The organism is Bacillus sp. EKM202B, from assembly GCF_011066025.1.
GTDB lineage: Bacteria > Bacillota > Bacilli > Bacillales > Bacillaceae_G > Bacillus_A > Bacillus_A toyonensis.
In genome coordinates this window covers 344704-368263 of sequence record NZ_JAAMNK010000001.1, presented here as the reverse complement: position 1 = coordinate 368263, position 23560 = coordinate 344704, and the positions used below count along the sequence as shown (strand labels likewise).

General features: G+C 34.5%; 22 protein-coding genes and 1 riboswitch. Of the genes, 13 read left to right on the top strand and 9 right to left on the bottom strand.

Annotated features, from left to right (window positions below; genetic code table 11):
• Positions 1–18 precede the first annotated feature (18 nt).
• The 3 genes from G9F74_RS01865 to G9F74_RS01855 all read left to right on the top strand — a co-directional run bounded on the left by G9F74_RS01865 (position 19) and on the right by G9F74_RS01855 (position 1299).
• The gene (locus G9F74_RS01865; RefSeq protein WP_000769093.1) at positions 19–474 is read left to right on the top strand and encodes an RDD family protein; all 456 of its coding nucleotides are present in this window, start codon (positions 19–21) and stop codon (positions 472–474) included.
• Positions 475–626: 152 nt separating this feature from the next.
• Positions 627–725: a hypothetical protein gene (locus G9F74_RS01860; RefSeq protein WP_000145635.1), complete on the top strand. Its 99-nt coding sequence runs from the start codon at positions 627–629 to the stop codon at positions 723–725.
• A 64-nt stretch (positions 726–789) separates the two neighbouring features.
• Positions 790–1299, top strand: a complete 510-nt coding sequence (locus tag G9F74_RS01855) for an SDR family NAD(P)-dependent oxidoreductase (protein WP_000218407.1) — start codon at positions 790–792, stop codon at positions 1297–1299.
• Positions 1300–1363: 64 nt separating this feature from the next.
• Here G9F74_RS01855 and G9F74_RS01850 read toward each other — a convergent pair whose 3' ends face one another.
• Positions 1364–2464: an ABC transporter ATP-binding protein gene (locus G9F74_RS01850; protein WP_000818938.1), complete on the bottom strand. Its 1101-nt coding sequence runs from the start codon at positions 2462–2464 to the stop codon at positions 1364–1366.
• A gap of 265 nt (positions 2465–2729) precedes the next feature.
• On the opposite strand from G9F74_RS01850, the gene malL reads away from it, so the two are divergent.
• Entirely contained in the window at positions 2730–4406 is a 1677-nt protein-coding gene (malL, locus tag G9F74_RS01845) for an oligo-1,6-glucosidase (protein ID WP_000415210.1), read from the top strand.
• Between the two features lie 39 nt (positions 4407–4445).
• On the opposite strand, the gene G9F74_RS01840 is transcribed toward malL, so the two are convergent.
• Positions 4446–6206: an alpha-glycosidase gene (locus tag G9F74_RS01840; protein WP_000910469.1), complete on the bottom strand. Its 1761-nt coding sequence runs from the start codon at positions 6204–6206 to the stop codon at positions 4446–4448.
• 326 nt (positions 6207–6532) lie between these two features.
• Between G9F74_RS01840 and G9F74_RS01835 the strand changes: the two genes are divergently transcribed.
• The 4 genes from G9F74_RS01835 to malR all read left to right on the top strand — a co-directional run bounded on the left by G9F74_RS01835 (position 6533) and on the right by malR (position 11325).
• Positions 6533–7792: an extracellular solute-binding protein gene (locus G9F74_RS01835; RefSeq protein ID WP_000709915.1), complete on the top strand. Its 1260-nt coding sequence runs from the start codon at positions 6533–6535 to the stop codon at positions 7790–7792.
• Positions 7793–7868: 76 nt separating this feature from the next.
• Positions 7869–9170 carry a maltosaccharide ABC transporter permease MalC gene (gene malC / locus G9F74_RS01830; RefSeq protein WP_001195001.1) on the top strand — a complete coding sequence of 434 codons (1302 nt, stop codon included), beginning with the start codon at positions 7869–7871 and terminating at the stop codon, positions 9168–9170.
• Positions 9171–10013 carry a maltosaccharide ABC transporter permease MalD gene (malD, locus tag G9F74_RS01825; protein WP_001022595.1) on the top strand — a complete coding sequence of 281 codons (843 nt, stop codon included), beginning with the start codon at positions 9171–9173 and terminating at the stop codon, positions 10011–10013. It begins immediately after the preceding gene.
• Between the two features lie 289 nt (positions 10014–10302).
• Positions 10303–11325, top strand: coding sequence for a maltose operon transcriptional repressor MalR (gene malR / locus G9F74_RS01820; protein WP_000219032.1), 1023 nt, complete (start codon positions 10303–10305; stop codon positions 11323–11325).
• 14 nt (positions 11326–11339) lie between these two features.
• Here malR and G9F74_RS01815 read toward each other — a convergent pair whose 3' ends face one another.
• Both G9F74_RS01815 and G9F74_RS01810 read right to left on the bottom strand, forming a co-directional pair.
• Complete coding sequence (locus tag G9F74_RS01815) at positions 11340–12503, bottom strand: aminotransferase A (protein ID WP_000434560.1); 1164 nt, start codon at positions 12501–12503, stop codon at positions 11340–11342.
• Between the two features lie 118 nt (positions 12504–12621).
• Positions 12622–12822 (bottom strand): hypothetical protein, encoded by a 201-nt coding sequence (locus G9F74_RS01810; protein ID WP_000929282.1) that lies wholly within the window; start codon positions 12820–12822, stop codon positions 12622–12624.
• Between the two features lie 311 nt (positions 12823–13133).
• Here G9F74_RS01810 and G9F74_RS01805 point away from each other — a divergent pair, with 311 nt between their 5' ends.
• Positions 13134–14408, top strand: coding sequence for a sensor histidine kinase (locus tag G9F74_RS01805; RefSeq protein ID WP_000420365.1), 1275 nt, complete (start codon positions 13134–13136; stop codon positions 14406–14408).
• Between the two features lie 38 nt (positions 14409–14446).
• Here G9F74_RS01805 and G9F74_RS01800 read toward each other — a convergent pair whose 3' ends face one another.
• The gene (locus G9F74_RS01800; protein ID WP_000387496.1) at positions 14447–15196 is read right to left on the bottom strand and encodes a DUF3967 domain-containing protein; all 750 of its coding nucleotides are present in this window, start codon (positions 15194–15196) and stop codon (positions 14447–14449) included.
• 238 nt (positions 15197–15434) lie between these two features.
• On the opposite strand from G9F74_RS01800, the gene nucA reads away from it, so the two are divergent.
• Positions 15435–15869: a DNA-entry nuclease gene (gene nucA, locus G9F74_RS01795; protein ID WP_000811503.1), complete on the top strand. Its 435-nt coding sequence runs from the start codon at positions 15435–15437 to the stop codon at positions 15867–15869.
• 35 nt (positions 15870–15904) lie between these two features.
• Positions 15905–16294, top strand: a complete 390-nt coding sequence (locus tag G9F74_RS01790) for a competence protein ComJ (RefSeq protein WP_000424018.1) — start codon at positions 15905–15907, stop codon at positions 16292–16294.
• Positions 16295–16331: 37 nt separating this feature from the next.
• Here G9F74_RS01790 and metE read toward each other — a convergent pair whose 3' ends face one another.
• From metE to G9F74_RS01775, 3 genes are all read right to left on the bottom strand, one after another.
• The gene (metE, locus tag G9F74_RS01785) at positions 16332–18620 is read right to left on the bottom strand and encodes a 5-methyltetrahydropteroyltriglutamate--homocysteine S-methyltransferase (RefSeq protein ID WP_001007623.1); all 2289 of its coding nucleotides are present in this window, start codon (positions 18618–18620) and stop codon (positions 16332–16334) included.
• A gap of 128 nt (positions 18621–18748) precedes the next feature.
• Positions 18749–18937: riboswitch (cobalamin riboswitch) on the bottom strand.
• 206 nt (positions 18938–19143) lie between these two features.
• Entirely contained in the window at positions 19144–19701 is a 558-nt protein-coding gene (locus tag G9F74_RS01780) for a PadR family transcriptional regulator (RefSeq protein WP_016109046.1), read from the bottom strand.
• Between the two features lie 116 nt (positions 19702–19817).
• A complete protein-coding gene (locus tag G9F74_RS01775; RefSeq protein ID WP_000449889.1) occupies positions 19818–21359 on the bottom strand; it encodes an MDR family MFS transporter in 1542 nt (513 codons plus the stop codon).
• A 434-nt stretch (positions 21360–21793) separates the two neighbouring features.
• Here G9F74_RS01775 and G9F74_RS01770 point away from each other — a divergent pair, with 434 nt between their 5' ends.
• A complete protein-coding gene (locus tag G9F74_RS01770) occupies positions 21794–22294 on the top strand; it encodes a hypothetical protein (protein WP_000708174.1) in 501 nt (166 codons plus the stop codon).
• 31 nt (positions 22295–22325) lie between these two features.
• On the opposite strand, the gene G9F74_RS01765 is transcribed toward G9F74_RS01770, so the two are convergent.
• Entirely contained in the window at positions 22326–22559 is a 234-nt protein-coding gene (locus G9F74_RS01765) for an SPP1 phage holin family protein (protein WP_000939445.1), read from the bottom strand.
• Positions 22560–22723: 164 nt separating this feature from the next.
• Here G9F74_RS01765 and G9F74_RS01760 point away from each other — a divergent pair, with 164 nt between their 5' ends.
• Positions 22724–23377, top strand: a complete 654-nt coding sequence (locus G9F74_RS01760) for a diguanylate cyclase domain-containing protein (protein ID WP_000680808.1) — start codon at positions 22724–22726, stop codon at positions 23375–23377.
• Positions 23378–23560 lie beyond the last annotated feature (183 nt).

The window sequence follows — 23560 nt, the reverse complement described above, 5'->3', positions numbered from 1 at the left end:
CGAAGGAGTCGACATAAAATGAAGTTGAAGATGCATCGTCCAGCGCTTGTAATGAATCGCATAGGTGCTTCCCTAATTGACATGTTTTTAATCTCGGTTATGTATGGTGCAGTAGTAGCTGTTATGACCGGAAACTATAGTGCTATTTTTAATCGGTTTAATATAAGTTTCGGTGACTATAGATATGATCTCGCAGTAGTTTTCATATTAATGGTTCTATATTTTATTTTGTTACCTTTTATTTGGAACGGTGTTACACTTGGGAAAAAAATAACGAGAACAAAATTGATTTCATTGACGAGTGAAAAATTAACGTTGCAAACATTAACTTTACGATTTTTTGTATTGTTATTACCGAACATGTTGTTACTTGGAATTCCGTTAATATGCAACGTATATATGATGTTGTTCCGCAAAGATAATTGCGGTTTTCATGATTTAATTACAAAGACAAAAGTGATGAATCTAGTATAATAAAAAACCTTTTTATGCTTGTACATAAAAAGGTTTTTTATTATGGAAGGATATTTTTCGAAGTAGAAAGTCCTTTTTCAATAGATTGAAAATTAAGAAAATGGTATAATAAATGAAAATAATATCTTTATATAATGAAGGGGGAAGCTGTAATGACGGGAGGTAGCATAATCTTTTGGGGGATTTTAATTTTCATTGGTCTCGTTTTCGATCAGTGTAATAGTAAGAAAAAAGAAGGAGTAAAAAAGTAATCGCTTACAAATAAAAGAGTAACTTTTCTTGCTTGCAGACTAATCTTATAAAGGAGTATACTGAATGACGGTAAGACTTATAGAAGGGGTAATGAAAATGAAGCTTGCAGGAAAAGTTGCTATCGTAACTGGCGGTGGCATCGGTATTGGACGTAATACAGCTCTTTTGTTGGCTAAACAAGGCGCAAAAGTAATTGTGACGGACATTGATCAAGATAGTGGACAAGCAACAGTGGAGGAAATTACGAATCTAGGCGGAGAAGCCCTTTTTGTATCCTATGATATGGAAAAACAAGGAGATTGGCAACGTGTTATCAGTATTACTTTGAATGCATTCAGTCGCATTGATATGCTTTTTCAAAATGCTGGTTTATATAAAATAGATTCTATTTTTTCTCGCCAACAAGAGAACGATTCCAATGTACTTTGTATTAATGACGTTTGGATAGAGATAAAACAATTAACGTCATCTTTTATGAAACAGCAAGAAGAAGTGGTGCTTAGTGACTTACCGATTTTCGGTATTATTAGCACGAAAGGACAATCATTTCATACAGTAGAAGCCCTAGTATAATAATGAAAACCGCCCTCAATGTATGTGGACGGTTTTTTTGTATGTTATATACAAGAAAATTTTTTTAGCGAATACGTTGTTCGGTTTGGCTATCAAAGAAATGCGCTTTATTTAAATCAAATGCTAATTTAATTTGGTCTCCAGGTGAGAATATATGTCTTGCATCAACACGTGCTGCAAAATCTTGATTTCCAAGTTTCATATATAAAATGGATTCAGCACCTAACAACTCAGCAACTTCAATTTTTGATGTGAAAGTAGTAGATTGTGAAGCCTCTAAAAATAGTAGTTCATCATGAATATCTTCAGGACGAATTCCTAAAACGATTTCCTTATTTACATAACCTTGTTCACGTAATAATTTCATTTTTCCTTCAGATACTTTGATTTTCAATGAATTATCTATAACGAAATCAGTTTCAGTTAATGTACCACGGAAGAAATTCATAGCTGGAGAGCCAATAAATCCGCCAACAAAAATGTTTTCAGGTGTTTCATATACTTCTTTTGGAGTTCCAATTTGTTGAATCTTTCCGTCCTTCATAACAACAAGACGGGAAGCCATTGTCATTGCTTCTGTTTGATCATGTGTTACATAAATTGTCGTTGTTCCAAGGCGATGGTGTAACTTAGAAATTTCTGAGCGCATTGCAACACGGAGTTTTGCATCTAAGTTTGATAATGGTTCATCCATTAAGAAAACTTTCGCGTCTCGAACGATTGCTCTACCTAACGCAACACGTTGGCGTTGTCCACCTGATAACGCTTTTGGTTTTCTATCTAAATATTGTTCAAGCCCTAAAATTCGTGCGGCATCTTTCACACGACGATCGATTTCATCTTTTGGTATTTTTCGAAGCTTTAATCCAAATGCCATATTATCATATACACTCATATGTGGATAAAGAGCATAGTTTTGGAAAACCATTGCGATATCACGATCTTTTGGAGGAACATCATTCATTAGCTTACCATCAATTGAAAATTCTCCTTTTGAAATATCTTCAAGTCCAGCTACCATTCGTAATGTTGTAGATTTTCCGCATCCAGAAGGACCAACAAATACGATAAACTCTTTATCTTGAATGTGTAAATTAAAATCTGTTACAGCGGTTACGTTATTATCATATATTTTATAAATGTTTTCTAATTTCAGTTCTGCCATGGTATTTCCCCCTAGAAAAAATTATGCAAACGTTTTCTTTGAATTTATTATAAACGAATAGATTCAAAAAATAAATAAAAAAATAAAACGTTTTCATTTATTCGAGTGATATGTAGTAGTTTTCATATGTTTTCCTAGAAAAAGAAGGATAAAAATTGTAAGCGCTATTTTAAATTAAGATAGAATCTGTTATCATTCATTAGTGAAAACGTTTGCGCCTTGGGAGAAAGAGAAGAATGAATTACTAATGAAATGGGGTAGCATAATGGAAAAACAATGGTGGAAAGAAAGTGTAGTATATCAAATTTATCCTCGTAGCTTTATGGATAGTAATGGTGATGGTATAGGGGATCTTCGTGGTATTATTTCAAAGCTAGATTACTTAAAAGAATTAGGGATTGATGTAATTTGGTTATCGCCAGTCTATGAATCTCCAAATGATGATAATGGTTATGATATAAGTGATTATTGTAAAATTATGAACGAGTTCGGAACAATGGAAGATTGGGATGAGCTATTACATGAAATGCATGAACGTAATATGAAACTTATGATGGATTTAGTTGTTAATCATACTTCTGATGAACATAATTGGTTTATTGAATCACGTAAATCAACAGATAATAAATATAGAGATTACTATATATGGCGTTCTGGAAAAGAAGGGAAAGAGCCGAATAACTGGGGAGCAGCTTTTAGTGGATCTGCATGGCAATATGATGAAATGACAGATGAGTATTATTTACATCTGTTTTCTAAAAAACAGCCGGATTTAAATTGGGATAATGAACAGGTAAGACAAGATGTTTATGAAATGATGAAGTTTTGGTTAGAAAAAGGAATTGATGGATTCCGCATGGATGTTATCAATTTTATTTCTAAAGAAGAAGGTTTACCGACTGTTGAAACAGAAGAAGAGGGGTATGTTTCAGGTCATAAGCATTTTATGAACGGTCCAAACATTCATAAATATTTGCATGAAATGAATGAAGAAGTATTGTCTCATTATGATATTATGACGGTTGGTGAAATGCCTGGTGTAACGACAGAAGAAGCTAAATTGTATACAGGAGAAGCTAGAAAAGAACTACAAATGGTATTTCAATTTGAACATATGGATTTAGATTCAGGAGAAGGCGGAAAATGGGATGTAAAACCATGTCCACTTCTTACTTTAAAACAGAATTTAACAAAGTGGCAAAAAGCATTAGAGCATACAGGATGGAATAGCCTGTATTGGAATAACCATGATCAGCCGCGCGTTGTATCTCGTTTTGGTAATGATGGGATGTATCGTACTGAATCTGCGAAAATGTTAGCGACGGTGCTTCATATGATGAAAGGAACACCATATATTTATCAAGGAGAAGAAATCGGAATGACTAACGTTCGATTCGAATCAATTGATGAATATCGAGATATTGAAACGCTAAATATGTATAAAGAAAAAGTGATAGACCGTGGTGAAGATAAAGAAAAAGTCATGGAATCTATTTATATAAAAGGTCGTGATAATGCTAGAACTCCGATGCAGTGGGATGATCAGTATCACGCTGGATTTACAACGGGTGAACCTTGGATTACGGTAAACCCTAATTACAAAGAGATTAATGTGAAACAAGCAATCCAAGACGAAGGATCAATTTTTTATTACTATAAGAAATTAATTGAGTTACGCAAAAATAATGAAATAGTTGTGTATGGATCGTATGATTTAATACTAGATAATAGCCCTTCTATTTTTGCTTATGTAAGAACATATGGAGAAGAAAAGCTACTTGTGATTGCAAACTTCACTGCGGATCAATGTGTATTTGAATTGCCTGAGAACATTGTTTATAGTGAATCAGAACTGTTAATACACAATTATGACTCGGAAAATGGATTAATGGAAAACGTTACATTGCGTCCATATGAAGCAATGGTGTATAAATTGAAATAAGAAAAAGCCTTATGTCCGAGCGGCATAAGGCTTTTTCTATTACCATTTTAATATTGAGAATCCGTGCGGTGGAAGTGTAACTTGTAATACACTTGCTTCTGCTGAAAATTCTTCGTTTGTATATATATTGACTATTTTCTTCCTTGTAATATGGATAGGGAGTGAAGCTGTAATTTCATCGTTAGTAGGATTTAAAACGAAAAAGATAGTTTCATCTCCATATGTTTTCGTATAAGAAATGTAATTATGTTCATCATTTGCTTCGATGAATTGGAATGTACCATGTCCTCCAAATGCTTTATATTGTTTTCGTAATGAAAGTAATGTTTGTATATGTGTAAATAATACATGGTCTTGTTCTTTTGTATCCCAAATCATACATTTGCGGCAATCCGGGTCCATGCCGCCATCCATACCGATTTCGTCTCCATAATAAATACAAGGAGAGCCGATGTAAGAAAGATGGAATACATAGAGTAACTTTAACTTATTTTTATCTCCGTTACATGTTGTTAATATTCTTGGTGTATCATGGCTGTCTAATAAATGAAATGCGGCTTCATTTATATTCATAGAGTAGGAATGTAGGGATTCTGTAATTTGTTTCATGAATTCACTTGCTTTAATGGAATTGTTAGCAAAGTAAGAAAGTAGAGCATTTGTAACAGGATAGCTCATGACAGCATCAAATTGATCTCCGTGTAGCCATGGGAGGGCGTCGTGCCAAATTTCTCCTAAAATATATACTTCAGGATTTAACGCCTTTATCTCACTTCGGAATTCTCTCCAAAAGCAGTGGTCAACTTCATTTGCTACATCAAGGCGCCAACCGTCTATATTGAATTCTCTTACCCAATAACGCCCTACTTCAAGTAAATATTCTTTTACATCTGGGTGTGCAGTATTTAATTTAGGCATATACGGTGTAAATGCGAAAGTATCATAATTAGGAAGTGGCTCGGTTATAATTGGGAATTCATGAATGTGGAACCACTCTTTATATGCTGACTTTTCACCATGTTCTAGTACGTCCTGGAATTTATCGAAAAAGTAGCCACTATGATTAAACACAGCATCGAGCATTACTTTTATACCGTGTTTATGACATGCCCCAACAAGTTCTTTGAAAGTTTCTTTCGTCCCGAATTGCGGATCGATTTCCATGTAGTCAATAGTGTCATATTTATGGTTTGAATGAGCTTTAAAAATAGGTGTGAAGTATATTCCGGAAATCCCAAGTTTAACAAGGTAATCAAGGTTTTGAATAATACCAGCAAAATCTCCTCCGAAAAAATTAGTTGGAGTTGGTTCGGTACTTCCCCAAGGGAGGGTGTTTGCTGGATTTAATGTGCTGTCCCCGTTAGCGAATCGTTCTGGGAAGATTTGATACCATACTGTGTCCTTAATCCAAGGTGGTGCCATGAAAACGTCTTTTGTATGAATGAATGGAAAGCAGAAAAAGTTACCGACATCGTCATCTGGAATGTTTGAGAAAAAGCCTCGTTCTGCATAAATAAGAGTTTCTGTCTCAGTTTTTAATTCGAATCCATAACGTAAGCGCTTAAATTTTGGTTCGATTGAAATGGACCAATAATCAAATAATGCAGTAGAACCGGTTTTGTTCATCGGCGTATTTGACGTAATCCATTTTCCATCTGTCCATTCGTAAGGGTCACCATAAATAAGAGTGGCGATTTGAACATCGTTTCTCTTAGTACGTATTCGGATGTGAATTGTTTTTTCATCGTAAGCGTATGCATAATTATCTTTCGGCCTATGGTAAACGGCTTCTTTAAGCATATAGAAAATCCCCCTTTAATATCTCTATACATATTATTCCCTTAAATGTAATAATAAAGCCTGTATTGCAAACGATTGCCTTTCTATTAGCTTTAATATTGCTTATAAGAGTAGTATTCATTTCATATAAAGTCAATGTATAAAGAGCATAATGACATTATTTTTAAAATTAATATTTGCAAAATGAATAAAAGAATGTATAATGATAGACAAATAGCGCAAACGTTTTCATAGATTTGAGATAAGGTTTGCGCTTCTATTAAACTTTCAAATGCAAACGTTTTCAATTAGTAAGGTACATAGACAATTTAGGGAGGTTTTTTGGGATGAAGAAAGCATTATCATTATTAACGGTTTCGGCATTATCAATTGGTATGTTATCTGCATGTGGGCCGAAAGATTCAGGGAAAAAAGAGGAAAGTAAAGCGAAGAAAGACTATGACCTTCTCGTTTGGGAAGATGATAAAAAAGGCGTTGGTTTAGAACCAGCAGTGAAAAGCTTTGAGGAAAAATATAAAGTAAAAGTAAAAGTTGTTGAAATGCAAATGACAGATCAAGTGAAGAAGTTACGTCTTGATGGACCAGCGGGGACTGGACCGGATGTTGTAACATTGCCACACGATCAAATCGGAAATGCAGTAACAGAGGGCTTACTTTCTGAAGTGAAAGCAGATGATGCTGTTAAGAGTAAGTTTACTGATTTATCAATAGAAGCACAGACATATAACGGGAAGCTATATGGCTTACCAAAAGCGATTGAAACACCAGTCTTTATTTACAATAAAAAGTTTATGCAAAAAGCACCAGAAACAATGGACGAATTGTTTAACTTCTCAAAAGATTTTACAAAGGATGGCAAGTACGGATTTTTAACATTAGGAGATAATTTCTACTTTGCTAATGCATTCATGGCAGGTATGGGTGGTTATGTGTTTGGTGAAAAAGATGGAAAACCAAATGCAAGTGATGTTGGGTTAAATAATAGTGGTGCTGTACAAGGTGCTGAATATCTTCAGAAATGGTACAAAGAAAAACTATTCCCGAAAGGTATTATCGGTGAATCTGGTGGACCTGCTGCTGATGGATTATTTAATGAAGGAAAAGCAGCTTCTATCATGAACGGACCATGGGCGTTCCAAGCGATGGAAAAGAACGGAATTGATTATGGTGTTGCTCCAATGCCAAAATTACCAAATGGTCAACCGATGAAAACGTTCGTTGGGGTAAAAGGATGGCATGTAACAAGCTTCTCTAAACAAAATGATTTAGCTACTAAATTCACTGAATGGGTAACGAATGAAGAAAACGCGAAAATTAGATTTGAGAAAACGAAAGAAATTCCGCCAGTAAAATCAGTAATGGAAGATCCGATTATTAAAGATAACGAAGCTGCAAAAGCGGTTGCAACGCAATCAGAAAATGGAATTCCAATGCCAAACATTCCAGAAATGCAAGAAGTATGGAAACCAGCTGGAGATGCCCTTCAATTAGTTGTTACAGATAAAGAGGCGCCAAAAGCAGCTCTTGATAGTGCAGTGAAGCAAATTAAAGGTAATATTGAGGCAAATCATAACAAGAAAAAATAAGGTGAAGTTCGTGCCTCTAATATGAGGGGCACGAATTCTCTCCCTTCCAAGTAGGAAGAAAAAAGGGGGAAGGAATATGCAAACATCTATGGAACCAATGAAAGATATGAACGGTTCAAAACATAGGAAAATGGCAACCATGTTATCAATCATTCCGGGCGTGGGCCAAATGTATAATAAACAATTTGTAAAAGGTCTTATTTTTCTAGTATTAACAGGTTCATTTATTGTAGCCTTTGCTGATTTATTAAATATGGGATTATGGGGGATTGTAACGCTTGGTACAGAAGTTCCACGTGATCATTCTGTCTTTCTATTAGTGGAAGGGATCTTAGCACTTATCGTTATCGGGTTTGGACTCGGAATATATGCATTTAATTTATATGATGCGTATCAAAATGGAAAGAAACGTGATATCGGAACACCTTTAAACTCTGTAAAAGAGCAATACCGTAATTTATTAGATCAAGGCTTTCCGTATTTAATGGTTTCGCCAGGTTTTCTACTACTTATCTTTGTTGTTGTATTTCCAATCATTTTCGTAATTTTAATTGGATTTACGAACTATGATTTATATCATTCTCCTCCAGCTAAATTAGTAGATTGGGTGGGCTTTAAAAACTTTATTGATATTTTCACACTACCGATGTGGAGAGAGACATTTTTAAGTGTATTCTCTTGGACGGTCATTTGGACATTCGTTGCAACGACATTACAAGTTGCACTCGGTATTTTTTTAGCGATTATCGTAAATCAGCCTGGTATTAAAGGGAAGGCAATTATTCGAACAATCTTCATTTTACCGTGGGCTGTTCCAGCATTCGTATCTATTCTTGTTTTCTCTGGTATGTTTAATGAAACATTTGGAGCAATTAACAATCAAGTATTGGCGTTATTCGGAATTGAAAAGATAGCTTGGATGACAGATCCATTTTGGGCGAAGATAGCTTTAATTATGATTCAAACGTGGCTTGGGTTCCCATTCGTCTTTGCAATGACAACAGGTATTTTGCAATCGATTCCAGGAGAATTATATGAAGCGGCTACAGTAGATGGAGCGACAGCTTGGCAACAGTTTCGTAAAATTACATTGCCACTTGTTTTATATGCAACAGCACCAATATTAATTACGCAATATACGTTTAACTTTAATAACTTTAGTATTATCTATCTATTTAACGGCGGAGGTCCTGCTGTAGCTGGACAAGATGCAGGTGGAACAGATATTTTAATTTCATGGATTTATAAGTTGACGATGACTTCAGCGCAGTACGGGAAAGCAGCAGCTCTTACAATGATTTTATCGTTAATCGTTATTACAGTTGCGTTATGGCAATTTAAGAGAACAAAATCATTCCAAGAAGAGGATATGATGTAAATGAATATTAAAAGACAGAAGATGTTACGTCTCTCATTAAGCTATTTCGTTATTTTTGTAATGTGTGCCATAATTTTCTATCCATTATTATGGATTATTGGCTCATCGTTTAATCCGGGTGATAGTTTATCTGGATCAAGTATTATTCCGCAAAATGCAACGTTAGATCATTATCGTAAGTTATTAGATCTAGAGAATAGTAATTACTTACTATGGTATAAAAACACATTAAAAGTAAGTGTTTTAACGATGATTTTCTCAGTGTTAGCAATTAGTTTTACTGCTTATGCATTTTCGAGATACCGTTTTGTTGGAAGAAAAAATGGCTTACTAACATTTTTAATTCTGCAAATGATTCCGAACTTTGCAGCGTTAATCGCTCTATACGTATTAGCGCAGTTAACAGGATTAATTGATACACACCTTGCATTAATTTTAATTTATGTAGGCGGGGCAATCCCTATGAATACATGGCTTATGAAAGGGTATTTTGATACGATTCCGAAAGAATTGGATGAGTCAGCTCGTATGGATGGAGCAGGGCATTTTCGTATTTTTTGGCAAATCATTATGCCGCTTGCAAAGCCAATCGTAGCGGTTGTAGCGTTATTCACTTTCATCGGTCCATTTACAGATTTCATTTTAGCGAGTATCATTTTGCGCACACCAGAAAATTATACTTTAGCAGTTGGATTATATGAAATGGTAGCGAAGAAATTTGGTAATGAATTTACGACGTTTGCAGCGGGTTCAGTATTAATTGCAATCCCAATTTCAATTTTATTCCTATCACTACAAAAATACTTTATCTCTGGTTTAACAGCTGGAGGTACGAAAGGATGAAAAATGGGACATTACGTCCCATTTTTCTTTTCATCTCCCTATAAAAAGCTTTATAGGGAGATGAAAAGAGATTTGACATCACATGTGAAAATAAGTGAAATAAATAGTATATTATAGTATAGGAAAAAAGAGCTATATCCCTTACAATACATGGAGAGGGAGAATATGATAAGTTTTGCAAGATAAAATAAATAAATGAATGAAAGTTTATGACTTCTCCTATGACTTGCAACGAGTGCAAGATAAAATATATGAAAAATGGCAGAGAAGTGAGAGGAGGGGATTTTTTATGACAGTTACAATTAAAGATGTGGCGAAGAAGGCGAACGTAGCACCATCAACTGTTTCTCGTGTAATTGCTGATAATCCAAGTATAAGTGAAAAGACAAAGCGCCGTGTTCGAAAAGTAATGAGTGAATTAGGATATCATCCAAATTTAAATGCAAGAAACCTTGCGAACCAAACGACGAAGACACTTGGTCTTGTTATGCCAAGCTCTGCAAGTAAAGCTTTTCAAAATCCGTTTTTCCCGGAAGTTATAAGAGGAATTAGTTCATTTGCACATGTGGAAGGGTATGCACTTTATATGTCGACAGGTGAAACGGAAGATGAAATTTTTAATGGTGTTGTAAAAATGGTACAAGGGCGTCAAATTGGTGGTATTATTCTTTTATATTCAAGAGAGAACGATCGGATTATTCAATACTTGCATGACCAAAACTTCCCGTTTGTTTTAATTGGAAAACCATATGATCGAAAAGATGAAATCACATATGTAGATAATGACAATTATACAGCTGCAAGAGAAGTGGCAGAATATTTAATTTCACTAGGACATAAACAGGTCGCGTTCATTGGTGGTGGCTCAGATTTACTTGTAACAAGAGATCGTTTAGCAGGTATGAGTGATGCTTTAAAATTAGCAGACATTGTATTACCGAAAGAGTATATTTTACATTTTGATTTTTCAAGGGAAAGTGGTCAACAAGCTGTTGAAGAGTTAATGGGACTAAAACAACCACCGACAGCAATTATAGCTACGGATGATTTAATTGGACTTGGTGTGTTAAGTGCGCTTTCTAAAAAAGGATTCGTTGTACCGAAAGACGTTTCAATTGTAAGCTTTAATAATGCTTTATTATCAGAAATTGCGAGTCCGCCGCTTTCAACAGTTGATGTGAATATATATCAGTTAGGATACGAAGCAGCAAAAGCTTTAGTTGATAAAGTGGAGAATGCTGAATCTACTGCCAAGTGTATCATTATTCCGCATAAATTATTGAAGCGTCAAACATGTGATCATTATGCATAAAAAAAGCTAGGAGTTTAACTCTTAGCTTTTTTTTGTAGAAAGGCTTCTAAACGATCACAGCCTTCTTTTAAAGTTTCGATACTATATGCATAGGAAAGGCGAAGATAACCTTCACCATACTCAGAAAATGCTGTTCCAGGAACGATGGCTAGTCCAGCTTCTTTTACTAGATCAAGTGCAAAATCAAATGATGAAGATGTTAAATGGCCAACATATGGGAATAAGTAAAATGCACCTGTTGGTTTTTCAACTGTTAGCCCCATTTGAGTGAGTCTATTATATACGTAATCACGGCGTTTTTTGTATTGGTGGCGCATCATCTTCGGTGCGTCTTTAGCGGCAGTTAATGCTTCGATTGCGGCATATTGGGCGATTGAAGTAGCACATGTTACATTGTATTGATGAACTTTTAAAATATGTCCTGCTAAATAGTTTGGTGCGAATAAAAGTCCAACACGCCAGCCAGTCATAGAATGTGATTTAGATAAACCGTTAATGACGATCGTCTTTTCACGCATTTCTGGGAAATGGGCGATAGATGTGTGTTTTTCTTCGTATACAAGTTCGCTGTAAATTTCATCTGAAAGAACAAAAATATTTTTATCTTTTAAGACTGATACAATATCTTTTAATTCTTCTTTTGATAAAGTTACACCAGTTGGATTAGAAGGATATGGCAGTACGACGCATCTCGTTTTTTCTGTAATAGCATTTTCTAGTGCTGCAGCAGTTAAACGAAATCCAGTTTCACGAACATCTACAAAAATTGGCGTTGCGCCGCATAGTCGAATAATAGGCTCGTAACCTGGATAAATAGGAGCAGGCAAAATTACTTCTGTCCCGGGCTCTAAAATCGTTCGGAATGCAACGTCAATTGCTTCACTAGCACCGATTGTAACGATGGTTTCGTTTTCAGCTGAATAATGTAAATCGTAGTTATCTTTTACAAAGTTACAAGCGGCCTTTCGTAATTCTAGTAAACCAGCGTTATGTGTGTAGCTTGTATAATTTTCTGTAATGGCCCGTTTTGCCGCTTCTTTTACGAGAGAAGGTGTAGGGAAATCGGGTTGCCCAATTGTTAAAGAGATAAGATTATCATAGTTTTGAATCATATTAGAGAATTGGCGGATTCCAGAAATTTGGATGTCCTTTACTCTAGGATTAATGAATTGTTCCATTGTATCTCCCTTTCTTCCGTTTGAAAATTAAGTTCATTTTATCATACTTTCTATGATTGCGCTTTGTATATGAAATTTAGAAAGAGAGAACAGAAAAAAAGCCGCTATAAGCGACTTTTTAGTATCCGTATTCCCAATCTATTTCATCTTCATTCCAAAGTACAGAGGATACTTTGCCAAGGTGAACAACTGATTCGTTCACAGCACATGTGCAATCTGCTTCTCCTGTTTTATGCTGTAATTCCTCATACACTGATTTTTCAACATTTTCTAGAACTACCAAATTTTCTTCTTTTAAAACAAGCGTAGTACCTGCCATATTTATCTTCCTCCTACTAAAGTAATGATCACTTATTTGTAAACATAGATAGTATGGATTATATGCTGTATTTTACTATAGTTGTCCGTCTAGTGAAGTATTTTTTATATTTTCTTTGTAATCCGTATTCATTGTATACTGCATGAAGGAAATTTGGTACAGGGTTTACAATCATTTCGAAAATCTGTAACAATTAATATGTGTTGTTAACAAAGAATTAACAAATATGTTAAGAAAAATCAAAATTTTAAAACAAATACACTAATAAAATGATATAATCATATCAAAATACATATAGGGGATGAGAGGCTATGGAGCTTATCCGTGATTTATTGATCCAAATTGCCATCATTATTTTGCCATTATTTTTATATGAAGCGATTCGTTTAAATCGCTATCAAGAAATGCCTCCGAAGCCGAATCGTTACTTTATTATGTTTTTATCTAGCGTTACGCTCGTTCTCTCCATGACATATTCTATTTGTTTTGACAATGTTTGCGGGTATAACTTTCACCCAATCCCAATTGTCAGTGGTTTTTTATATGGTGGGATTGTCGGTTTAATCCCAGCAGTTATTTTTGTTACATATGAATGGGCACTAAAAGGAATGAGCATTCTTCCAGTTGTAGAAGTAATATTTCTATTGATAGTTCCATTGTTCTTATCAAAGAAATGGTCTCTTTTTTCAAGGGGTAAGAAGCTAATTTTAGCATTTATGATTTCGTCATTTTATGTGTTGGTTTTTCTAGTATTTGGTATAATTAATGTGCTGTTAGAAACAGGTTTTACACCGTATATTTCGCAAATATATAGCGGATTTATATTTGCCTCGCTTATTATGGTTATGACTATGGTATTTCAGGTGTATTTAACGGAATATTTAAATGAAAACGCATTACTACGTACTGAGATGCAAAAATCAGAAAAACTTAATATCGTAAGTGAATTAGCAGCAAGTGTTGCACATGAGGTTCGAAATCCGCTCACTGTTGTTCGTGGATTTATCCAATTGCTAGAAAGTACGGAAGAAATGAAGAATAAGGACTATATGCGTCTCGTATTAGCTGAATTAGATCGGGCGGAACAAATTATTTCAGATTATTTAAATTTAGCAAGACCGCAAATTGAGAAAAAAGAACACATTTGTTTATCCGCGCAACTTATAGAAATGACTACTTTAATGTCATCATTTGCAGCGATGCAAGGTGTATATTTGCAAGTTGAGATTTCTGAGAGCCTTTATACGATTGGTGATAAGACGAAATTGAAGCAAGCTATTATGAATGTTGTTAAAAATGGTATTGAAGCAATTCAAGGAAATAAAGGATATTTAAAAGTAACGGCTGTTCAAAAAGACGAAACAATCGTAATAAGAGTTAAAGATAGTGGCGTTGGTATGACAAAAGAACAGTTAGCAAGGCTTGGACAACCGTATTATTCTTTAAAAGAAAAAGGGACAGGATTAGGACTTATGGTGACATTTAGTATTTTACAAGCGCATAATGGTACACTGGAATATAAAAGCGAAAGCGGAAAAGGTACTGAAGCGATTATTATATTACCAGCTGTAAGAAATAAGGAATAAAAGTTACCGATGGAAGGTAACTTTTTATTGTATATTGTTTATTCGTTTGTTCTTTCTTGTTTTGTTCGGCTAAATAAACTTTTAAATGAATGGAAGAAACCTTGTTCTTTTGAGGCGGCGACCATTCTTTTTGTTTCTTGAATTTCGCGAATAACTTGCATAAGTTGTGTATCACGGTTACTGTCTTTATTGTAAATTTGATTAACGAGTTTATTCATTTTTTCTTCTTGCTTGGATTCTCGTTTATACATATGATTCATTAATAAGTCCATCTTTTCTTTTTGCAAGGCATCTGTTTGAGCGGCGTGATCAACTAACTCTTGTAGCATTTTTTCTTGAGAGCCTTCTTTTACATAAACTTGTTGCATCAATTCATCTAATTTTTCATCTTTCAAACGATTTTGTGTAATTAGAGTAGAATTTTGATGAATAATTGCTTCATTTAATTGAGCGAGCATTTCGAGTTTTAACATGAACTCCTCAAAGTTACGCCCATCTTCTTTTTCTTTCGTTTGTATTTCTTGCTTATCTTGTATAGCGGGTACAGGCGGGGCCTCTTTTTCTTTTAAAATAATAGGTATCGTTTCTGAAATATCTTCTTGCAGTTTAGCAGCTCTTTCATGTATAGATTTCAATAGTTTTAAATCATCCAGTTTATAAATACGAGCATCAGCTGTTTTTGAAATGATATACCCATGTTCCTCTAACAGTTGACTATATTTACGGACTATATGTTTTGGGATGCCTGTTTTATTCGTGACATCTTTTGTTTTATAGATAGCTTCCATGTTATTTCCTCCCCAAAAAGTATCGTATATATCATTTCAATCTTTTTATGAGGACTTCCTTTGAAAAAGAATGTCGGAAGGTTATTAGTTTTCTACAGCATTAGTGAAAAGATGAAGAAAAATGAGAGATTTTTGGCGGAATGGCGAAGAAGAGCTAAAATAATGTCTGAAAACATATACAGGAGAAGTTTGTTATAATAACGGAGGAAAAGAAACTGGTAGAATCATGGAGGTATACATGAAGCAATTAAAAGGTATTATCATTTCAATTATTGCAATTCTTTCTATTGTAGTAGCGGTGTATGAAGTACTTGTTCCAGAGGAAACAAGTATCAAAAAAACGAATGCGTATGATCAAGTTCTAGAATTTCCGAAAGAGCGATATCCAGAGACAGGGAAACATATTACGGATGCTATAAAAGAAGGACATTCAGAAGTTTGTACAATTGATCGTGGTGGTGCTGGAGATAGAAGGAAATTATCGTTAGCTCCATATCCATCAAAAAAAGGCTATGATCGTGATGAATGGCCAATGGCGATGTGTAAAGAAGGCGGAAAAGGGGCGCATATTGAATATATAAGTCCAGCGGATAATCGCGGAGCAGGTTCTTGGGTAGGAAATAAGTTAGATAAATATCCAGATGGTACGCGTGTGAAATTTGAAGTGAAGTAGTGTTACATATTTTATAATGAAGGAGAAGGGGAACGATGGAGTTAACAATTTCTTATTCACAATTAATGTTGATGAACTATGACGGTGAACAGCCTTACGTAGACTGGACGGATGAAGATTTTGATAGAGGTTATGCTAAGGCGGATGGAACTGTTATTTTTGAAGCACTTTCTGATTATACTTGTGAAATAAAAGTGACTTGTGGAAAACATATTGAGAAAGAAGAAGTAATTAGAACAGTTACGGTTCCTTTTACAATTAAAAATGAATGTATCGTTGTAACGAGTATTCTTTCAAATAAATTTCAAATTCCTATTCCAAATGGTGAGTATACAGTTGTATTGCAGGTAATTCCTCTTGAAGAACCAACGGATGATGAGTTATATAAACTACAATACGAATTCTTTTTTGAAAGTAAAGAATAAAAAATGGGTTATCCTAAGGAAGGATAACCCATTTTTGTTATGCATTTGTTTTTAAAAGGGAACGAGCATCTTTTGCTGCTTGCACCATGTGTTCTAAAGCTGGAATAACTTCTTCCGTTTTTCTTGTTTTTAAACCACAGTCAGGATTAATCCAGAAATATTTAGGATCACATACTTGTAAAGATTGTTCTACGATTTCAAACATTTCATCTTTACTCGGTACACGTGGGCTATGAATATCGTATACCCCTAGACCGATCCCTTTTTCATATGTTGTATGTTTTAATGTATCAATAAATTCTCCGTGACTACGTGATGTTTCGATAGAAATGACATCCGCATCTAATGCACGAATAGCATCTACAATATCTTCGAAGTTACTGTAACACATGTGCGTATGAATTTGCGTTTCATTGGCTACAGAAGATGTTGCTAAAAGGAAGGATTGAACTGCCCATGTAATATATGCATCCCAATCTTTTTCTTTTAGTGGCATTCCTTCACGAAGCGCTGGCTCATCGACTTGGATTACTCTAATTCCAGACGATTCAAGTAATTCAATTTCATGACGAAGTGCTAATGCAATTTGATAGGAAACTTCTTTTCTTGAAATATCATTTCGAACGAATGACCAATTTAAAATAGTGACAGGTCCAGTTAGCATACCTTTTACTACTTTTTCTGTTAAGCTTTGTGCATATACAGTTTCTTTAATAGTCATTCCATTTATAAAGGCAACATCACCATAAATAACAGGTGGTTTCACGCAACGGGAACCATACGATTGTACCCAACCGTTTTTAGTGAAGGAGAAACCAGCAAGACGTTCACCGAAGTATTCGACCATGTCAGTTCTTTCAAATTCACCATGAACAAGAACATCAAGACCGATTTCTTCTTGGTAACGAATCCATTTTTCTGTTTCTTTTTCAATAAATTGCTCATATTGTTCATTTGAGATAACGCCGTTACGCCATTCTTTTCGCGTTTGACGAACTTCAGTTGTTTGCGGGAAGCTACCGATAGTTGTTGTTGGTAACAACGGTAACTGCAGAGCAACTTGTTGTAATTCGTATCGTTTTTCAAATGGAAGAGGGCGTGAAAAATCTTCTTCTTTTAGTGCTGTTCGTGCTGCTTTGACATCTTCTCGGTTACGTGCAGCAGATGAACGTATTGTATGGTGCGCATTGCGATATGTTTCAAGTTCGTTACTAATGCTTTCTGTACCTTGAGTCAAAGCAGAATGAATAAGAACTAGTTCTTCTAATTTTTGGTTTGCAAATGCTAGCGCATCAAATAGTTCAGTCGATAAGTGAGTTTCTTCGGTTTTATCAATTGGTGAATGCATTAAACTACAAGAAGGCTGAACGATGAAATCTTTTGTTTGGACTTGTTTTTGTAACGTTGTAAATAACGTAAGAATTTCATCAAGGTCCGCTCTCCAAATGTTACGGCCATCTATACAACCGACTGCTAAAGTTTTGTCAGCTGGGAATCCGTATTTCGCAATAGCATTTAAATTACCTTCTTTACCGTGGACGAAATCTAAACCAACACTAGATACAGGGAATGTAATAATTTCTTCATAGTTTTCTTCTACACTATCAAAATATGTTTGTAAAAGAAGATTCGCGTTTGGAACTTCTTTACGAATAGTTTCATAAATTTCTTTCGCATGCTGAATTTCTTCTTTAGTTAAAGAAGCGAAAATCGGTTCATCAACTTGAATGATTTGTGCACCAGCCGCATGTAGTTCTGAAAGTAGTTGTACGTAAGGTGTAACTAACTGTTTTAAAATAGTAGCAAATTGATCTTGTTTATAGCCTTTTGCTAATTTTAAGAAAGTATATGGTCCTAAAATAACAGGCTTTCCATCTACGCCTAATTCTTGTTTTGCCTCTTCGTATAAGCGAAGTGGACGATTATCTTTTAAAGAGATTTGTAATCCCTCTTCATATTCAGGAACAATATAATGATAGTTTGTGTTAAACCATTTAGTCATTTCGGAAGCTACGTGATCTTTAGAGCCACGCGCCATTGCAAAATATACATCAAGGTAAGATGTAAACTCAGAAAAACGTGACGGGATAAAACCTAACATATAAGCAGTATCCAGAACGTGATCATAATATGTAAAATCGCCGACTGGAATGAGTTCAATTCCTTTTTCTTGCTGTACTTTTACGTGTTGAAGGCGAATTTCTTTCATCGTTGTTAAAAATTGTTCTTCATCAATTTTATTGGACCAAAAAGCTTCCAATGTTTTTTTCCATTCTCGTTGTAGTCCGATACGTGGATAACCTAAGTTACTTGTTTGAATTGCCATTTTAAATTCCTCCCTAATTGAAAGTAAGCATTTCCGTTTACTAGGAAATACTTATAACAAAAAGTACAAAGACATAGAAAATAAGCCTTCCTTTTTGTTTTAACACCTCATCATCATCCGTGAATCTATCAGTGTTGTTAAAACAGGCAGGTCTCCTGACTTATGCTTCATATAATTTCTTTCACCTTCCCGTTCTCACAGTGGCACTAACAAAGAAATCTCAGCATTTACAGTGGCGGGACCGTGTTGGAGTTTCACCAAGCTTCCCTTTTAAACACGAAACGAAATTTTCGTGTACCTATTTTCCTTTTGAAAGGAATTTAACAAGCGATATGATATTGAAACAAATTCTAACACAATTTTTGGAATTTTGTCTACTGTTTTAAAATAAGAAAATTCTAAAGGTTTTATTTCTTAATATTCTGAATAATTTAGGTGTTTTTCAGATTAATGATATATAATGGAATGTGAAAATATAGAAAAATTGAGCGAGTAAAGAAGAGGGAACGTCTTCTTTACTCGCTCAATTTTCATCTACATCAAATTTTGAAAGTCGTCCTGCTATGGCATCGTTAAGGAGGGTGCTTAACCATTGTAATTCAACGGTAATATGCTCAATAACACTTTGTAAAATATATAGTTGTGCACGTGGAATTTTTCCTTTACTGTAATCATATATAGTTTGCATTTTATGTAAATATTGAACGGTATCATGTTTCTTTTTTTCTAAAATTGGAACCAATTCTTGATCATCACCAAAATGAGTGAAAGAAAGTGCTGAATAAATTGGTTTATATATTTGGTTTTTTGCTTCGAACTGTTTTAAGAGTAACGTGTGAAATAGTTGTTTACCTTCCTCTGTTATATGAAAGATTGTTTTATCTGGTCTATTCGTATCACGAACAATAGTTGTAATGCGAATTGCACCTTGCTTTTCTAATTGCTCGAAGGCGTAATAAAGTGATCCTTTTGCATATTTAATATAATAATCCATCTGTCTGTCTTTCATTATGTGCTGCACTTCATATGGATGTTTATCTCCTTCGAGTAGCAAGCCGAGAATGACTAATTTCATGCTCATTCTGTCTCAACTCCTGTACATAAAAACTGTATCCCTACTAATTAAAGTTTGATTTTATACATATTATAAACGGCATATCCTTTTTCATAAAGGGATATGCCGTTCCTTTTTTTATACTAACTTACTTGTTTTTGCTTTTGTTTCGCTTTCGGTCCTGTAAATAGGCGTTCATTTCCCATAAGTAAAATACAAATAATACTTAGTACAGCTGGGATCAGTGCCCAGAAGAATGTGTTGGCAATAGATGTAGCGAGAGCTTCTTTAATACCAGTTAATATTTCTGCTGGAATCTTCTCGGTAGCACCTGGTGATAATAAGAAACTTGTGTCTCCACCTTTTGGAGCTAATTTTGCAAGTTCAGGAGGGAACACAGTGTTTAATTTATTAATAAAAATATGATTTTGAATTGTACCGAAAATCGTTACACCAAGAGTCATACCGAGTGAACGGAAGAATGAGTTTGTTGATGTAGCAGAACCACGGTCTCTCATTTCTAATTTATGGATAGAAGACATACTTAAAACTGAGAATGAGAAACCAACCCCAAGTCCAGCGAGAACCATAAATAGCGTTACGAGCATACGAGGTGTGTCCATTGTTAAGGTGCTTAGTAAATAAATACCAAGAACGAAGAAAACGCCAGATACCATCATAATGTTACGATAGCTTGTTCGTGAAGCTAACTGTCCACCTGTTTGACTTCCGATTACAGAGCCGACCATCATTGGTGTTAAAATTAATCCAGCATTTGAGGCTGAACCTCCGAGAACACCTTGAACGAAGATTGGGATATAAACTGTACAGATGATAAAAGCAGCACCATAGAAAAAGGCAACGCCTTGGCTAGCTGCAAATAAAGGTTTTTTAAATAGATGGAAAGAAATGATAGGCTCAGTTGCTTTTCGTTCTACGAAGAAGAAAATAATAAGCATAATAACAACAGTTGCAAATAAACCGATAATTACATTAGAGTCCCATGCATACGTTTTACCACCAAGTTCTAGTGCGAACATTAAGCAAATAATACTAATGACAAGTGTAATAGCACCAGCCCAATCAATTTTTTGTTTTCTGAATTCTAGAGATTCACTGTAGTATTTAGTAATGAAGAAGAAGGAGATAAGCCCTAATGGAATATTAATATAGAAGACCCAATGCCAGCTTATATAGTCCGTAATATAGGCACCTAATAAAGGTCCAAATACACTTGATGTCCCGAAAACTGCACCGAATAGCCCTGTCATTTTCCCACGTTTTTCTGGCGGGAATATGTCATACATAATTGTGAAGGCGATAGGCATAAGGGCGCCACCACCAATACCTTGAATTGCTCTATAAATACTTAATTGTTCAATACTAGATGCTGTCCCGCAAAGTGCAGAACCGAATAAGAAAAGAATGAGTCCACCAATATAAAAACGTTTCCGTCCGTACATATCAGAAAGTTTTCCGAAAATAGGCATCCCTGCCATTGTTGCTACCATATATGCCGATGTGACCCAAACAAACTTGTCAAATCCTCCTAAGTCTCCGACAATCGTCGCCATTGCGGTTGCAACAATTGTATTATCCATTGCTGCCATTAAAATACCAAGTAGTAAACCAGCAACAACAAACTTTGTATTGTTGGAGTCTTTTTTTGATAGTTGAGTTTCCAAATATGCCCCTCCTTTAATAATAAGTAAACTATATTAAGTTTTAAATGCAACGCATAAAAATCTAAAGCATAGTTCCTCTTAAATTCTCTTACATAAGTGCACTGACATGCCATAAAGAATATTATAGTCAAATTTGACTAAAAGGCAAACTTTTTCTTTCACCAAAATATCCTTTTGTATGGAAAGAAAAAGAGTGAGCAATACTGAATATTGTTATAAAGTCAATGAAGTAAATTGTAAAAAATATTTCAGTAAGAATACTTCCTGTTAACAGTTGAAAAATGGTTTTTTCTTTATATTGTCGAATAGGATAAAAGGAAGGGAACTATTAAATATCGTTTGTAACAAGCGTTCATCATTTTTGTAGTTTATTGTGTAAAGCGAAAGAATAGAATTGTATGGATGGTACATCTGAAATGAGGTGAATATATATTATGAAAATATGGAAGCGAATTTCGGATCAAGGAAGGGATACAATACCGTTACAGCCGGTATTGTGGATTGATGGCTCAAAAAAGGAAGGCGAACTTCCTAATGTAGCAGTTACATTACAAATCCGTAGTATGTATGAAGAAAAATTTTCATATGAACTAATCTATGATGTAAACGACATACTTATTATGCGAATTGAAGTTGAAAATAAAGGAATTGAAGTGATTTCACGAGTCGTTGTAAGTCATATGATTAGAGATTACTTTTCGTATATTCCGAATTCTCTGCAGGTTAATAAGGGGATGAGCGAGTTTTTATTCCAGCTTGTAAGGTGGAGAATCGATAATTTATTGCCGAACGAGAAGGTGGAACTAAGTTGTAAATTAAAAGCAAATAAAGATAAAGCGGTTAAAACTGCATTGTTTAAGGCTACATACACATTTCAACATAAAGCAGTCTCATATGGCCCATTGCAAACAAATGAAGTTGTGGTGCGGCAATGATAAAAAGGAACCTGTGCGAAAGGTTCCTTTTTTAATGGAGGTTGTGCTTCTTGAGTATTTTCTTTTGTTCGATTCCTTTTTTTCCTACATAGTTATTTTTATAACCAAAATATAGAATGAATAGAAATGAAATAACATTTACAATAGCGTCGATTTGATCGTTCGTAATAAAGTTTATTCCGAAAGAGGTAAATAGTAGCTTTAATGATAACAAAAAACCAGCTAGTAAACGTATAGCATCTGATAGATTTTCTTTTTGTAGCATATAGGTCACTCCTTTCTATAAACGATATATAGTATATATATGAAATAGAATAAAAAAGGAATACAAGCTCTAGCGGAAATGTACATAGAATATGTACATTTTTTATTTGGTAGAAAAACATTATTGTTATAGAAACATATATTGGTATAGAAAGGAGAGGAAGTATGAAACATAAAGGGAAGATTAGTGGATTATTACTAGGGAATACTGTTGCTGTTACGGAATGGATTGCGCTTCAGGATGTAATTGCAAAATTAGATTCGCGATCATTTTATACTGTCTTTATTATTTATATTTTGCAACTGTTGCTAAGTTGTTACTTTGGCCATTGGTACGATAAAAGAGAAAACGGACGTATGAATATGGAAGTAGGGGGAATGGCAAGTAATGATTTTGTTGTTGATTTTTTTGAAAAAGTAGCTGCTTTATCTGAACGAGATTCTCGCAATATTACAGTGTACATTCTTTCCGTTAAAGAATGGGAGGGATTAAAGGAAACAGTGCAAGAAAAAAAGTTGGAAGCGTTAGTACAGAGAGTGGAGTCTACTATTGTAAAGACGATTCGAAAAGGTGATGTCGTTACAAAATGGGATGAAAATAAATATGTTATTGTAGCGATTGATAATGGTCATGAAAAATCAACAATAACACGACGATTAATGAAAAATATTGAAAGTGAAATAGAAAGTGGTTTATTAAGTGTGACGCTATTATTTGGGGCTGCTAGTTATCCAGTAGAAGGGAAAACTTTTGAAGAATTGTTAAGAAAGGCACAGAATCAATTGTACCAGTATAGAAATTTGAAAGACAATGAGTAAAACTTTGAGTTGAAGAAATATGATATGAAGAAATTCGGATTGTAACATTTTTTTGACTTTTATTACAAAAACAACTTTTATTGTAATAAAAGTCTTTAAAAATATATGAAATAGGCATATAATTATGATGGATGTGTCAATGCATTTGCACAATGTGTTTCATTTTAAAAGTGTAGAGGAAAA